At 62.0% G+C, this 13,878-nt stretch carries 19 protein-coding genes; 5 read left to right on the forward strand and 14 right to left on the reverse strand.

All coding sequences use genetic code 11. The features are described 5' to 3' along the window. Nucleotides 1–371: 371 nt before the first annotated feature. Nucleotides 372–1,061, reverse strand: a complete 690-nt coding sequence (locus tag CJZ82_RS15035) for a type 1 glutamine amidotransferase domain-containing protein (RefSeq protein ID WP_094556573.1) — start codon at nucleotides 1,059–1,061, stop codon at nucleotides 372–374. A 61-nt stretch (nucleotides 1,062–1,122) separates the two neighbouring features. Continuing rightward, on the reverse strand, nucleotides 1,123–1,659 hold the full coding sequence (locus tag CJZ82_RS15040; protein ID WP_369820087.1) for a type I restriction-modification enzyme R subunit C-terminal domain-containing protein: 537 nt from the start codon (nucleotides 1,657–1,659) through the stop codon (nucleotides 1,123–1,125). A 55-nt stretch (nucleotides 1,660–1,714) separates the two neighbouring features. On the opposite strand from CJZ82_RS15040, the gene CJZ82_RS19115 reads away from it, so the two are divergent. Continuing rightward, nucleotides 1,715–1,873, forward strand: a complete 159-nt coding sequence (locus CJZ82_RS19115) for a hypothetical protein (protein WP_233130283.1) — start codon at nucleotides 1,715–1,717, stop codon at nucleotides 1,871–1,873. Here CJZ82_RS19115 and CJZ82_RS19120 read toward each other — a convergent pair. The 12 genes from CJZ82_RS19120 to nrdJ form a co-directional block, all read right to left on the reverse strand. Further along, on the reverse strand, nucleotides 1,868–2,077 hold the full coding sequence (locus CJZ82_RS19120) for a HEPN domain-containing protein (protein ID WP_233130284.1): 210 nt from the start codon (nucleotides 2,075–2,077) through the stop codon (nucleotides 1,868–1,870). The genes CJZ82_RS19115 and CJZ82_RS19120 overlap by 6 nt on opposite strands. After that, on the reverse strand, nucleotides 2,064–2,447 hold the full coding sequence (locus tag CJZ82_RS15050) for a nucleotidyltransferase domain-containing protein (protein WP_094556574.1): 384 nt from the start codon (nucleotides 2,445–2,447) through the stop codon (nucleotides 2,064–2,066). The genes CJZ82_RS19120 and CJZ82_RS15050 overlap by 14 nt, the downstream gene beginning before the upstream one ends. A gap of 90 nt (nucleotides 2,448–2,537) precedes the next feature. Further along, nucleotides 2,538–2,894 (reverse strand): nucleotidyltransferase domain-containing protein, encoded by a 357-nt coding sequence (locus CJZ82_RS15055; protein ID WP_094556575.1) that lies wholly within the window; start codon nucleotides 2,892–2,894, stop codon nucleotides 2,538–2,540. Next, the gene (locus CJZ82_RS15060) at nucleotides 2,891–3,187 is read right to left on the reverse strand and encodes a nucleotidyltransferase substrate binding protein (protein WP_094556576.1); all 297 of its coding nucleotides are present in this window, start codon (nucleotides 3,185–3,187) and stop codon (nucleotides 2,891–2,893) included. Before CJZ82_RS15060 ends, CJZ82_RS15055 begins: the two co-directional genes overlap by 4 nt. A gap of 20 nt (nucleotides 3,188–3,207) precedes the next feature. Further along, a complete protein-coding gene (locus CJZ82_RS18015; RefSeq protein ID WP_143593693.1) occupies nucleotides 3,208–3,438 on the reverse strand; it encodes a DUF86 domain-containing protein in 231 nt (76 codons plus the stop codon). Continuing rightward, nucleotides 3,425–3,745, reverse strand: a complete 321-nt coding sequence (locus CJZ82_RS15065; protein ID WP_094556577.1) for a nucleotidyltransferase family protein — start codon at nucleotides 3,743–3,745, stop codon at nucleotides 3,425–3,427. Before CJZ82_RS15065 ends, CJZ82_RS18015 begins: the two co-directional genes overlap by 14 nt. A 143-nt stretch (nucleotides 3,746–3,888) precedes the next feature. Beyond that, nucleotides 3,889–4,137 carry a hypothetical protein gene (locus tag CJZ82_RS15070; RefSeq protein ID WP_143593694.1) on the reverse strand — a complete coding sequence of 83 codons (249 nt, stop codon included), beginning with the start codon at nucleotides 4,135–4,137 and terminating at the stop codon, nucleotides 3,889–3,891. Nucleotides 4,138–4,356: 219 nt separating this feature from the next. Further along, complete coding sequence (locus CJZ82_RS19670; protein WP_094556579.1) at nucleotides 4,357–4,701, reverse strand: cupin domain-containing protein; 345 nt, start codon at nucleotides 4,699–4,701, stop codon at nucleotides 4,357–4,359. 107 nt (nucleotides 4,702–4,808) lie between these two features. Continuing rightward, on the reverse strand, nucleotides 4,809–5,744 hold the full coding sequence (locus CJZ82_RS15080; protein ID WP_094556580.1) for a CPBP family intramembrane glutamic endopeptidase: 936 nt from the start codon (nucleotides 5,742–5,744) through the stop codon (nucleotides 4,809–4,811). 249 nt (nucleotides 5,745–5,993) lie between these two features. After that, nucleotides 5,994–6,572, reverse strand: a complete 579-nt coding sequence (locus CJZ82_RS15085) for a TMEM175 family protein (protein WP_094556606.1) — start codon at nucleotides 6,570–6,572, stop codon at nucleotides 5,994–5,996. A gap of 18 nt (nucleotides 6,573–6,590) precedes the next feature. After that, a complete protein-coding gene (locus tag CJZ82_RS15090) occupies nucleotides 6,591–6,860 on the reverse strand; it encodes a hypothetical protein (RefSeq protein WP_094556581.1) in 270 nt (89 codons plus the stop codon). Continuing rightward, the gene (gene nrdJ, locus CJZ82_RS15095; RefSeq protein WP_369820089.1) at nucleotides 6,857–9,229 is read right to left on the reverse strand and encodes a ribonucleoside-triphosphate reductase, adenosylcobalamin-dependent; all 2,373 of its coding nucleotides are present in this window, start codon (nucleotides 9,227–9,229) and stop codon (nucleotides 6,857–6,859) included. Before nrdJ ends, CJZ82_RS15090 begins: the two co-directional genes overlap by 4 nt. 189 nt (nucleotides 9,230–9,418) lie before the next feature. On the opposite strand from nrdJ, the gene CJZ82_RS15100 reads away from it, so the two are divergent. From CJZ82_RS15100 to CJZ82_RS15115, 4 genes are read left to right on the forward strand one after another with little or no spacing between them, the layout of a single operon-like run. After that, entirely contained in the window at nucleotides 9,419–9,928 is a 510-nt protein-coding gene (locus CJZ82_RS15100) for a sterol desaturase family protein (protein WP_158218595.1), read from the forward strand. 20 nt (nucleotides 9,929–9,948) lie between these two features. After that, nucleotides 9,949–11,727, forward strand: coding sequence for an adenylate/guanylate cyclase domain-containing protein (locus CJZ82_RS15105; protein ID WP_094556583.1), 1,779 nt, complete (start codon nucleotides 9,949–9,951; stop codon nucleotides 11,725–11,727). Then, on the forward strand, nucleotides 11,727–12,251 hold the full coding sequence (locus tag CJZ82_RS15110; RefSeq protein ID WP_094556584.1) for an SET domain-containing protein: 525 nt from the start codon (nucleotides 11,727–11,729) through the stop codon (nucleotides 12,249–12,251). Before CJZ82_RS15105 ends, CJZ82_RS15110 begins: the two co-directional genes overlap by 1 nt. Then, on the forward strand, nucleotides 12,172–13,845 hold the full coding sequence (locus CJZ82_RS15115; protein ID WP_233130286.1) for a peptide chain release factor 3: 1,674 nt from the start codon (nucleotides 12,172–12,174) through the stop codon (nucleotides 13,843–13,845). Before CJZ82_RS15110 ends, CJZ82_RS15115 begins: the two co-directional genes overlap by 80 nt. Nucleotides 13,846–13,878 lie beyond the last annotated feature (33 nt).

Consider the following 13,878-nt stretch of genomic DNA (forward strand, 5'->3'; position numbering starts at 1 on the left):
GTGGAGCGCCTATTCCGAATCAAGGTGGACGCCTTCGACTGGAATTGCCCCCAGTTCATAACGCCCCGCTTCACGGTGTCGGAACTGGAGGAGCGGGAAAGGCCCCTGCGGCAGCGCATCGCTGAGCTGGAGAACGAGCTGCAGGGCCTGCGCAGACTTCCCACGTAGCACCTCGAACCTGTCGTGATCGGCTCAGCTTTTCGATGCAGTGCAGAAAAACAAGCGAGTGACACTGGATTCCGCCAGCAGATGGAAGCTGATATCCCTATCCTGATTCTACATGTCACGCACAGTCTGGCCCCATGCATGCGAGCTGAGGCGCTGATGTCGTGCCGAATTATTTTAGGAATCTCAGGCAGGTCGATCCATATTCAGGGCCGCTGATCAAGCGCTGCGAGAACGAGTGTTGCCACCGCCTCTGACGAGGCCGGGTTCTGACCAGTGATGAGATTGCCGTCCTGGCATGTGTAGGGCTGCCAGTCGTCGGCTTTGGAGTACTTGGCGCCACGAGCAATCATCGTGTCCTCGACGAGGAGAGGAACAACCTTGGTGAGGCCGACAGCTTCCTCTTCAGAGTTCGTGAAGCCAGTAACTTCTCGCCCTTTTACAATGTGCTCACCGTTTTCATCATGAGCATTGACAAGAGCAATCGGAGCATGACAGACGGCGGATACGATCTTGTTTGTCGCCCAGAAGTCTTCAATCAGCTGAATGGACACTTTGTTGTCGACAAGATCCCAGAGCGGACCGTGCCCTCCGGGGTAGAAGACCGCGTCAAAGTCGCCAGCCGAGAGCGAGTCGAGCCTGGCGGTGGCGGCTAGAGCGGCATTCGCGGCGCTGTCGGCCTTGAACCGACGGGTCGCCTCGGTCTGAGCGCCAGGATCATCACTCTTGGGATCGAGCGGCGGCTGCCCGCCCTTGGGGGAAGCCAATGTGATCTCTGCTCCTGCGTCTTTGAACACGTAGTAGGGAGCGGCAAGTTCTTCCAGCCAGAACCCCGTGGGGCGGCCCGTATCCCCAAGCTGGTTGTGTGAGGTGAGAACGACAAGGATTCTGTTCATGTTCTTCTCGATTCTGTCTACGTGTGAGTGTCAGCAAGCCTTGGCTGGCGGGCCTGGCACATCAGGCAGTGGCCTCATAAAGATACCTCTGGAAGCCTGAAAAGAGCTGGCCGATGACTTCGGGCCTGCCAAGATCTGCCACGGCATCGGCAATGCTGTTCTGGTAGCGGAGGCGCAGCAACGGGGTGAGCTTTTCCTGGGCAAGCTCCTGCACGCCCATCGTCACGTAGTGCTGGAGAACAAAGTCCAGAAAGAGCTGCTGCTTGCTGGTGAATCTGGAATGGATGTAAATGCGTGCATGCTCGGCGCGCGCCTCGCGGGGGATGGGCTGCAGAGCATAGGCCACATGGGCCAGGACATCAAAAAGATCGCTGTTCTCGGCATCAATGATCGACTGCATCTCGGCCAGCTGGGCTGCACCAAAACCCTTCTCCTCAAGGCCCTGCAGCAACCTGCTGTGCGTGTCTGGTGAACTCCATAGCGCTCGCAGCTCAGCTTCATCCTTCACGAACTCCGGCAACTTGCCATAGAGCAGTTCCAGGAACTGCTGTGAACTCATCGGTGTGCCGTCTTGGTGCCAGAAGCTGGTCACCATCATGTGCTGAATGGAGCGGCGCGGGTTTCGGCCTCATTCATGGAATCAGCGAAGCCACATGGGTGAGCAGATCAGCGCAGCGCTGGTTCTAGGCGGGACGATCCAGGTTTTCCAGATCCGGTTCTTCGTCGTAGCGGCGCAGGACGGCAAAGAGAGTGAACCGGCTGAGAGCCATGAAGGGCTCGATGGCAACACCTTGATCCCGCAGCATCTATAACAGCAGCCGGAGATTGTGCGTGAAGGGAGGTTGTTCTCGAGCCAGAACCAACAGCCAGGCTTTGAGGGATTTTTCCGTGGCCTGTTCGAGATAGAAACCCCAGGTGTCCTCCTCGAAGACGGAGGAGTCCGCCATGGCCATGGCGGCACGCAGATCGCAGTGGGCGATGCGCAGAAAAGCGGCCGACGTCTCAGCTGGCGCCATGCACGGGCTCCGCTGGCTCAAGACGCCGGCCATAGCGGAAGGCCTCGGCAATCACATTGATCTGCCCATGACGCCGCTCCTCCACCTCACTGGCGGAGTAGAGCAACAGCTCGAGGGGCAGGCGGTGATGGGCCAGCTTCCAGCCCAGGGCATCCGTCTCCTCAAAGCGCGAACGCTGCGCCAACCAAGCGTCCGGCACCGTCACCAGCAGGTCGAGGTCGGAATCGGGCCGGGCGGTTCCACGGGCGCGTGAGCCAAACAGGCGCACCTCGGCGCCGGGGATCGCCGCCTGGATCTCGGCCGCGATGGTGCCCAGTAGCGGCTCATCCACCACGTAGTGATAACTGGAGGGGCGGGCCGAGGCGGTCATGGGGCCAGTTTGGCTCGGGCTGGCTGGATTTGCCTGCTGTTCATCGGTGCGGGGGGTGCGATCTGCTGACGAAAGCGCAGCAGGACGCGCTCAAGGGGTACCAGCCGGCGCTGGGTCGCGGCCATAGAGAACCTGCCCCACCCGCGCGATGTGCTCCAGCAGGCTCGGGTGGCGGAGATCGCTCAGCCGTGAGAGATCGATCATCCAGGGCAGCAGCAGATCATCGAGCTCGGCTTCGATCCGGGCCATGGTGCTGCTGCTGATCGCGGCTCCGATCAGGGTGAGGTCGATGTCGGAGCCGGGGCGGTGGCGGCCGATGGCGCGCGAGCCATAGAGAATCGCCTTTTCCACTGAAGGATGGGCGGCCAGAACCTCCTGGATGGCGCTGATGGCCGGCAGGGGCAGGCCATAGCGCTGGGGAGTCGGCGTGGGGGAGGTGGTGGTCATCGCGAGGCGTCAGCCAGGGCGGCGAACTGATCGTTCAGGGCGCAGAACGCCGGATGGAAGCGATCGATCACCTCGCGGGCGATCGTCTGGGCCTGTTCGAAGTTGTAGGTATGGGAGGATTGGTTGCGCGAGCGGATCATCCCCATCCAGGTTTCGCCATCGGCGATCAAGCCCTGCTGCTCCAGTTCGCTGAGCTCCCGCGCCTGTGCCAGCTGCACGCCGCGCTCGAGCACCAGCAGCGCTCGCTGGAAGTTGTCGAAGCGCTGGAGCCAGCGGAGGTCTGAGCCGGTCATGTCGTCAGAGTAGGGAGGGTTCAGGCAGCGGACCGACTGGCTGCTCTGGCTCGGCGCGCCTGGGGAGGCAAAGTTTGAAAGCGATGAGCGGACAAGGGCCTTGGATTGATCTCAAGATTGCGAACAACGGCATCGACCGTTCGTGGATCAGCCCGGAAGTCTTCAAGTCCCATCCCGCTGACATAGCCGCTGATCTTGATGCATGCCTCCTGCATGTCGGCGACAAACAACCTCCAGTCACGGCGCGACATGAACCAGGCTGCTCAGGATCAACGGGCGACGGTTCTCCTTGATTCCGTCGGCAGCCACCAGATCAACCTTGCGACCCAGCAGGCCTTCCAGGCGATCGGCCAGGTGCATGAAGCCGAAGCCGATGGGCTCGACAAAGCTCACCAGGATGTCCACGTCGCTGCTGGCCGTCTGCTCATCGCGGGCAAAGGAGCCAAACAGGGCCAACGTGCTCAGCCTGAACTCTCTGGCCAGATCTGGGTACTGCTCACGCAATACCGCCACGACCTCATCGCGGCTGGAGCAGGTGTGGGCTACGGGGGCGGCCATAGCGGCGGCACGGCTTGGATGCTCAGTGTAGGAACGGGTTCTGTAAGCCAACGGCGACGAACGAGCCGCAGCATTCCAGGCGGTTTTATCGGCAATCAGTTGTCTTGTTCCGTCCACCAATTGACGTCTCTGATGTCCGGGTCTTACGCAAGAATCTTCTCAAGCGCTTCCGCCACACGCTGGACCTGGGCTGTCGTGTCGATCTTCTTCAACCATTTCCTGATTGTCGGCTTGCAAGGATCGATGAAACAGAGGAACTCGTCAGCGTCTCCGCTCTGGTGGCCACAGCAGAGAGCAAGATGAAATCCGTCCTTCTTGATGGGGATGTACCATCCCCAGTCTTCTGGAATCATCTCATCAGTTTCAATTCCACAGTCAATGAACTTTGCCACGAGATGCTCTGCAAGTCGTTGGTCCCAGAGACCTGGATTGATCTTCTATTCTTCGCCCTCATAGGGCAGGAACTTTGCCGACCGGAACTCGACAAGTGTTTTCTTCGTTCTCCTATCAAACGATGTGACTGACTAGCGCACAAAAGATGCAATATCGACTAAAACGCGCCCGGTAGAGATGCGGATTAGGCTCAACTGGTTTAGGTTTGGGGCCTGAGCTTACTCATTCCTGGCTATGTCAACGGAGATTTCCACCGCCGGAATCGATCCTCTGTTCTCAAGCCAGTGTGTGGTATTTCTGTCCTCGGGCCAGCCTACTCCCGGTCCATAGTCGGTAGCGACTCCATTTCGATGGTCAGTGATCGTCCCTTGCAGTATGTAAACGGTACCCGGTCTGTCTTTGTGGTCATGAATCGGGCCGAAGACGCCTCCAGGCTCGATAGTTACCATACGCATTCGAAGTTGACGCCCTGCCATGCCCTCGATCTCAGGGCCAAGGTCAACGGTCGCAAGTGACTTAACCGTAACACCTTTCGTCTCAGGTGACACCTGTTCGTTGCTCATCGTGTTCTCCTCTCTGTACTTCCAAGCCTAACGCTCAAGATCAGCGGCGGAAAGAAACTGGACGAAGCGATTTAGAACTCATTGAGACCGCCCGCTGTAGCTTGATGTTAGACGTCCAACTGCGGACGAGTGATCTTGCGACTCCAGGAAGGTGGCACGATCAAGCCGCGCCGCACAGCCAGGATCAGCATGACCGCGGTGAACGCAAGACTCACCAGCATGGCGATCAGCGATCCCTCCATGCCAGCGCTACCACCGGTGAGCAGTTCCGGGCCTTGGAAAGTGGTCTTGAACAGGCCCGGTGAGGCTGAATTACCTGATATGGCACCTGAGAAGACTTTTCCCATCGTGTAGTTCCAAGCTCCGTGAAGGCCAATGCCAATCCACAGGCGGCGGCTAACCATAAAGGGCACGGCCAGCAATGGACCGTAAACGAAGGCGATGGACGCGACACCTGCAAAGGTTTCGCCTGTGTTCCCGGCGTGCACGTAGCCAAACCAAAGGGAGGAGACAACCAGCGCCACCCAGCCGCCGAACACGCCCTCAAGAATGCGAAACCACACGCCGCGGAATAGCAGCTCCTCGCCAAAGGGTGTAGTGAACGTCCCCCCAGTCACCCCTGCCACTAAGTTCTGCCAACGGTCGATACCCTCGATGCGGTAGAGACCGAGAGCCATGTCGATCAAGACGCAGGTGGTGAATAGGCCGAAGCCGAGCAGCAGACCGATGACGAGTTCGCGACCTAAACCGGGTAGAGCGAGTTCGCTGACCTCTCTACGTTCCAGAAAATGCGCGTAGCTCCAATACACGAGCAGCAAGTTCGCGATGATGAACGCGCCTGTGAACAGACCTGAGGGGATGAACAGGGGCATTCCTAGGCCTGATGGGAACGTCAGCATGTAAGCGTTGCCTGACCAATGCACGTAGAGCAAGAGGTTGTTAAGCACCAACAAGCTGACAAACGGATTGCGCATGAAACGGAACAGCCTGAGGATTCTCGGATCCCTTTGTGCGTCAGCATTGGTATAGATCTTTGAATCCATTGATCATCTCCATGTCGGATGGTTGAAGGATTGAGAACGGCTAACGATTAACTTGTCATTGGGTGGTTCCGAGAACCATCCGTCAGTCTCTCCCCCATTCCACGAAACACTTGCTTCGCAGCATTGGTGATGCCATGAACACCTGATGAGGCCTGATTGTTGGAAGCCGCTATCAAAAAAGGAGCGGTGGTTCTCGGACCAGTGAACCAACTGTTCACAGGGATGCAGTCCGATGTCCTGATCAACAACTCAATCCTCAATCAGGGCCTGTTCGATGCGCCGATCGGGGATGATCCAGATCAGGGCCACCAGCACATAGATGGCCTGTGCAAGCCACGGCAGCGCAAAAGCTGCCAGCACGGCCATGGCATACAGCAGCAGAGAGATGCGGCCCTTCAGGTCGCGGCCGATGGCCTTCCGCAGCAGGGAGGTCTGGCCGTCATTGCTGATGATCGCCTGCTGCAGGATCCAGTAGGCCATCGCTGCCAACAGCAGGTTGATGCCGTAGACCGCAGTGGGCAGGGAGGCATAGTGATTTTCGCCGATCCAGCGGGTCGCGAAGGGGACCAGCGACAGCCAGAAGAGCAGATGCAGATTGGCCCAGAGCACTCCACTGCTCACCCGCCGGCAGGCCTGCAGCAGGTGGTGATGATTGGTCCAGTAGATCCCCACATACACGAAACTCAGCACATAGCTGAAGAAGATCGGTGCCAGTGACAGCAACGCCCCGGCACCTTCACCCTCAGGGCTCTTGAGCTCCAGCACCATGATCGTGATGATGATGGCGAGCACCCCGTCACTGAAGGCTTCAAGGCGGCCGCTACCCATGGCTGAGTTCAGACTCACTCAATACAACGATGAACAGGTGCTGGTGGGCGTGAGCTTCATCAACGACCACAGGGCGCCGTATTGATCCTGGCTAAGCGACAACTCGTTCTGCATGCGTTTGGCCATCGGTGAGCCCGGAGCCGCCGTGGCGCCCAGCTCGGTGTTGATCACCGCCAAGCCCTGGCACATCTTCTCGATGTCGGGGTTGAGATCACTGCTGGCCCGGGCCGGCAAGCCCAGGCACAGCAAGCTGATCACCACGCCCGCAGGCCAGCTGCGGGCGCTCATGAGGCTGGTTTGGCCAGAGGCATCAGGCACTTGTCGGAATCACAGCCGGCTGGTCCAGCTTCCACCAGTTCGCCCTGGTCGTAACGCTGCAGCGCTTCAAAGAAATCTGCGGTGCGGCAGCGGGCGGCCACCTCCTGCTGCAGGCGGGTGTAGGTGGCCTGGTCGATTGGCTCGAACGGCAGCCGCGGGAAGGTGGCATTGGCATCAAAGCGGGCCAGCAGCGCCGCCGAGATGTAACCCTCTCCTCCATCGATCGCCTGGTGGATCGCCTCGGCCAGTGGCTCGATCTCGTTTTCGCGGAACTCCACCGTGGCGGAGGTGTTATGGGCCGTGTAGTGCTTCTGCACCTGCATGTAGAAGTCGAACTGGGCCAGCGCCGAGAAGTTGTTGATCTCCACCGCATCAGCGCCTGGGATGTTCGCCCAGCTCACCTCAGTGGGGATCTCCACCAGCCATTCGCCGCAACGGGGATCAAAGGGATCATCCAGCAATCGCCCCTGCTCGTCCTTATCTGATTGGCTGGGCACGATCGTGTAGCCGTAGTCCATGCAGGCCAGCGCCACCGGATCATTCTTGCGGAAGGTGATGCGACGGATGAAGCGCTGCGCCTTGGGGGGATGCCAGCCGGGGGACGCGCCCGTGAGCAGGCTCTTGGTGCCGGCCGGTTGCACCGTGGTGCAGCGATTGGGGCGACGCAGGCCGTGGCGGTCGCAGTAGTCCCACACCGCTTCATTCACGATCTGCTTCCAGCGCCCCAGGTACTCCGCTTCCTGGGCCTTGAACTTCAGCCCCTGCTCCGTTTCAGGGCGGCCCTGCTCCCACCACTGCAACCAGGCAGTGCCGAAGGCATGCACGAAGAAGTCGAAAAGGCCGGTGAAGCTCACCCCCACAATCGGATCCCAGGCGCGGCTCTGGCGGTAGCGCTCCACTTCGAAGTCGTGATTCAGCAGGCAGGCCACCGCCAGGCCGCCAGCTTTGAAGGCATCGGCCTGGGCCTGGTGGTCAGCCGGATCAATCCGGTTCAGATGAACTTCAGCCAGGTTGCAGTGGAAATCAGCACCCAATATTTCACCACATGGATTTAGACCATATCGCCCTAATCTGTGCTCCAATTCATTATCTTCAATCTCCGGATGATTCAGCTGCAACCAGCGGCCCGCCTCCTCGCGGCCCTGGTCGCAGTAGATGCCAACGAATTCATCGCGCAGCTCGGCGGTGGGGAGCAGATCGGCATTGGAGCGAGCAATCGCCTCCGGCGCGAACTGGATTGCTCCTTCGCCGCTCTGGAATTGCTTCACCACCGCCTCCAGCACCACTTCTTTCGAGGGGCGGCTGTGGAACACCCGGGTGTGGTTGGCCATCCGCAGCGCATCGCGCTCGGGGTCGATGCTCCAGTTGCCCTCGGCGTCCTGCTTCCAGAGGTTCTCCTTGGCGCCAGCAGCGGATGAATCCTCCGCGGAGAACTGACGCATGCCGGCGCTGCGGCGGATGTTGCCGGCCACGATCGTGACCGCCGCCTCATCGATCAGCAGGCAGCACTCCACCGAGGTGAGCCGGCGGCCGATCGCCTTGTTGAGGATCTGGACCACGCGGCCGTAGAGGTCGCCCAGCTTCACGGGGTTGGCCATGCCGCCGAAGCCCTTGAGCGTTTCGCCCACCGGCCGCACATCGGAGAGGTCCACACTCACCGTGATCGGCGTCTCGGCGTCGAAGCGCTCATCACTGCTGAGTTCCAGCAGCAGCTGATAGCTGTCGACCCAGCCGCGGCGGGTGTCGCCCACCTTGATCTCGACCCGGTTGCCATCGATGCTGTGGCTGGTGGCCTCCTGGCGTTCTCCGGCGGGGGTGAGACCGATCGGGCTGACGCTCTCGATCACCAGCCGGTTGCGCACCAGAGGCAGCCGCTCAATCAGGTGCGGTTCGATGATGGCGCCGGTGCCGCAACCCATCATCGCCAGGTCCATCATCAGACCGAAGGCTTCCCAGTCGATCAGGTTGGTGGAGGTGCAGTTGTAGGCGCCGGAGAAGTTATGGCGCTGCTCGATCCAGGGCGTGCCACCGATCCACAGCCAGCGCCCCGACGGCAGCGCCTGCTGGTGCTTCTGCATGCGCCGGATCAGCTCCACTTCCTCGCCATTGAGATGGCCCAGCTGGCGCAGACCCTCCAGGTTGCGCTCGGACACCTGGTGCCAGCTCTCGCGGCCGTCCGCGGTGCGGCGGGAATAGGTGCGGTAAAAGACGGGGTTCGCCGCCGGGGCCGTGGCAGGGAAATCGGAGTGGGGACCCGCGGGGGCGCCGGGGGTCGTTTCCGCGCTTGGCGGAGTGACCTGCGCGGTGCTCCGTTGGATGGTCGGGGGCGTAATCGACAAGGTCACGGCAATGGGGCCGGGATGGTCTGCGGAGCCTAGACGCTACGGGTGGGTACCGCCAGTGGGGCACACCACTAGGGATGCTGGATTTCTGCGGCAGCCCCTGTCACATCAACGCTGAACGGGACATCGGCCTGAGGCGTGCCTACGCTTCCGCAACAGGTGCGCCTTCAACAACCACCGACAGCCTTGGAGTTCGCGCGCTGGTTTGTCCTGTTCATCGCCGCGCTGCTGGCCTGGACCGGCCTCGCCTATGCGCTCCACCGCCTGGCACACCACGACGGCCGCTTGAATCTGCTCCACAGCCTGCACCGAGCCCATCACGCCCCCGGCTATCTGCTGCAGCCACGGATCCTGCGCTGGCATCACCTCCTCTTCTGGTTCGACACCAGCGCCGAAACGCTGGATGTATGGATCACGCTCACCCTGCCGGCCCTGCTGATCGCCGCTCTGCTCCCCGCCCAGGGTCCCGCCCTGCTCGGCCTCCACTATCTCTATGAAATCCTGCTCAGTGATCAACGCTTCGATCACAATCCCGCCATCGGCGGATCGATCACCCGCGTGCTGGCCTGCGGCACCTATCACCTTCAGCATCACAGCAATCCCAGCCGTCATTTCGGTCTGATCCTCACCCTCTGGGACCACATCTTTGGATCGGCGGCCGATGGACGTGAGCGGACACCACGCCTAGGGTCCTGAAATCCGGTGGCAACGCACGAATGACGGAGGATGGGCGCCAAGGAGCCCAAGCAATCACTGATACCCCTCATAGGCGTCTGCGCTGGCCCTTTCGCTGGCGCATCGCTCCCACCCTGGCGCTGATCTTCACCGGAACGGTCACCGTCGCCACGGTGATCAATGGCATCGTCGTGACCACCAGCAGCCTCGGTGTCGCGCAGCAGGCCACCGCAATGCGCCTGCGCGAGGCCACCCGAACACTGGCCGCCGAGCTCGATGCCGACGATCTGGCCACCTTGCGCGATCCCTCCAAACAGAGCGATCCGATCTATCTGCGCAGCCATGCCCAGCTGGCGCAGGCGCTGGATCACATCGAGGGAGTGCGCTTCATCTACACGCTCAGGAAGGTGTCGGGGAAGCCGAAGGATGCATTCTCCCGCTATGCCTTCGTGGTGGATGGAACACCCTACGGAAGCAAGGATTTCGAAAAGATCGGTGCGGTGATGACCACCAGCCCCAGCACCGACGCCCTCCACCGCATCTGGCAGACCGGCCGTTTCGAGGTGGACCGGTCCTTCGTGACCGATCAGTGGGGCACCTGGCTCTCGGGCTACTACCCGCTGTTCCGTCGTGATGGCAGCTTCGAGACGGTGCTCGGCATCGATATTTCGGCCCAGAGTGTTGTCGATGAGCGTGAGCGCATCCTTCGCACCCTCTCCCAGGGGTATCTGCTCAGCCTCCTGGTGCTGTTACCGGCAGCCGCGATCTTCGGCCGCCGCATCAGCGGCCCACTGCGCCGCATCAATGACCGACTGCTGGCGATCTCTCGGCTCGAGCTGAATCCCGCCAAGCCGCCGCCGCCGCTGAAGTGCCAGTGGGTGCATGAGATTCATGAAATCTCCAACTCGCTCACTCGTGTGGAGAGTGCCCTGGTGGATTTCAACCGCTACGTACCCGCCAGCCTCGTGCGCAAGCTGGTGGTGCAAGAAAGCGCTATCCCGCTGAACGGCGAAGTGCGGGATCTGGCGATCATGTTCACCGACATCATCGGCTTCACGGGCCTCACCGAAAAGCTCAGCCCTGAAGCGATCCTCCACGCACTCAACGAATACTTCACCATCATTCATGACTCCGCCGAGCACACCCACGGCATCCTCGACAAATACATGGGCGACGCCGCTCTGCTCTTCTGGGGGGCACCCGATGCCATCGAGCAGCCCGCCCGTGCCGCCGTCGAAGCGGCACTGCTCTGCTATCAGGGGATCGAAGCGCTCAACGAACGCTGGAATCAGCAGGGTTCATCACTGCGCTTCAGCACCTGCTTCGGCCTCGATTACGGCTCCGTCGTGGTGGGCAACATCGGCTCGACCACCCGCGTCAATTACACGATCGTGGGCGACCGCGTCAATCTCTGCAACCGTGTGGAGACGGTGAACCGCCGCTACGGCACCCACATCCTCGCCACCCGCTGCCTGATCACAGCTCTCGGTGCCGCCGCCGAGGACTATCTGATCATCAAGATCGACGATGCCCGGCTGCGGGGCATCAGCGAAACCGTCGAGCTATTCGAGATCCGCTGTCGCCGCAGCGAAGCCAGCCCCGCCGATCTCCGCTTCGAGGCCAGCTTCGCGGCGGCATTCGAGGCCGCCGCCGAGGGGCGCATCGCCGCGGCGATCTCCAGCATCGAAGCCCTGCCGGAGCCTTACCGGAGTCTTCGCTACGTGCAGATGGCGCTTCACCGCCTGCACGACCCTCACGTGGATCCGAATCATCCAGAAGTTTTGGCCGGGTTCTCTTCCCGCCGTGACGCCAATCCCTGATGGGACTCCAGATCGCGCACCGCATCGCCGCCAGCCCCGTTCATGGCCTCGGCCTGTTCAGCCTGGCGCCGCTGGCCGCCGGCACGGTGCTCTGGCGGTTCGAGCCCGGCCTCGATGACGCGTTGCGCCTCGATTCCCTCACCCCCTCGCGGCGGCTGGAGCTTCTCCACTACGGCTACACCAATCCGGCCCGACCCGGCTGGGTGATCGTCTGCGGCGACGGGGCAAAGTACTGGAACTTTCCACGACCCGGCGAGGCCGCCAATGCGGTGCTCTCCGGGCTCACCGAGCACGGTGAACACCTCGTGATCGCCGCGCAGGCCATCCGCCAGGGAGAGGAACTGCTGATCGAGGCGGCCTCCGATGCCGACTACATCCGCAAGCTCAGCCATCTGCTGGCACCTGGCCCTGTGGTGGCGGTGAGGCCGATGGCAGGCTGGGGCAATGAGCAGCACTTCCACCAGCAGCACCACAAAGGCACCACAGAGCGGGGCCGTGGACCCCGAGCAGCAGGCCCTGGCTGAGGCCGTGGCGCGGCGGCGCAATTTCGCGATCATTTCCCACCCCGACGCGGGCAAGACCACCCTCACCGAAAAACTGCTGCTCTACGGCGGTGCCATCCAGCAGGCCGGTGCGGTGAAGGCCAAGGGCGAGCAGCGCAAGGTGACCTCCGACTGGATGGAGCTCGAGAAGCAGCGCGGCATCTCGATCACCTCCACCGTGCTCCAGTTCGACTACGACGGCAGCACGATCAACCTGCTCGATACCCCCGGCCACCAGGACTTCTCCGAGGACACCTACCGCACCCTCGCCGCCGCCGACAACGCGGTGATGCTGGAAGACGCCGCCAAGGGCCTCGAGCCCCAGACCCGCAAGTTGTTCGAGGTCTGCCGCATGCGGCGGATTCCGATCTTCACCTTCATCAACAAGATGGACCGGCCGGGGCGCGAGCCGCTGGAGCTGATCGATGAGATCGAGAGCGAGCTGGGCCTCACCTGCTGGCCGGTGAACTGGCCGATCGGCAGCGGCGACCGCTTCCGCGGTGTGATCGACCGCCGCAGCCGCGACGTGATCCTGTTCACCCGCGCCGAGCGAGGTCGCCAGGCCGCCGAGCGGCGCCTGGCCGCCGGCAGCCCCGAACTGGCCGAGCTGGTGGAGCCGGAACTCCTGGCTCAGGCCATCGAGGAACTGGAGCTGCTGGATGGCGCCGGTGCCGACCTCGACCTGGAGCTGGTGCATGCCGGTGAGCTCAGCCCGGTGTTCTTCGGGTCGGCGATGACCAACTTCGGCGTGCATCCCTTCCTCGATGCCTTCCTTGAGCTGGCCCAGCGGCCGGTGGCCCGCACCAGCCACGACGGCCCCGTCGATCCGCTGCGGCCCGAATTCAGCGGCTTCGTGTTCAAGCTCCAGGCCAACATGGACCCCCGCCACCGCGACCGCATCGCCTTCGTTCGGGTCTGCTCGGGCCGCTTCGACAAGGACATGAGCGTGCGCCATGCCCGCAGCGGTCGCACCATCCGCCTCTCCCGCCCCCAGAAGCTGTTCGGCCAAGGCCGCGAGGTGGTCGAAACCGCCTACCCCGGTGATGTGATCGGCCTCAACAACCCCGGCATGTTCGCCATCGGCGACACCCTCTACGTGGGCCAGAAAGTGGAATACGAGGGCATTCCCTGCTTCAGCCCGGAGATCTTCGCCTGGCTGCGCAACCCCAACCCCTCGGCCTTCAAGAGCTTCCGCAAGGGGGTCAATGAGCTGCGCGAGGAGGGGGCGGTGCAGATCCTCTACGACACAGACGCCAGCAAGCGCGATCCGATCCTGGCGGCCGTCGGTCAGCTGCAGATGGAGGTGGTGCAGTACCGGCTGGAGAACGAATACGGGGTGGAAACACGCCTGGAACCGCTTGGCTTCAGCGTGGCTCGCTGGGTGGCGGGTGGCTGGCCGGCGCTGGAGAAGGTGGGCCGCATCTTCAACTGCAAGACCGTGCGCGACGCCTGGGACCGGCCGGTGCTGCTGTTCAAGAACGAGTGGAACCTCAACCAGCTCAAGGAGGATCACCCCGAGCTCGAACTCAGCGCCGTGGCGCCGGTGGTGAGCGGCGTGGAGCCGATCGCGATCTGAGCCACAGCCCGCCGCTGGCCTCGCCAGAATCAA

It is taken from the genome of Synechococcus sp. 1G10, assembly GCF_002252625.1.
In the GTDB taxonomy this organism is placed as follows: Bacteria; Cyanobacteriota; Cyanobacteriia; order PCC-6307; family Cyanobiaceae; genus Regnicoccus_A.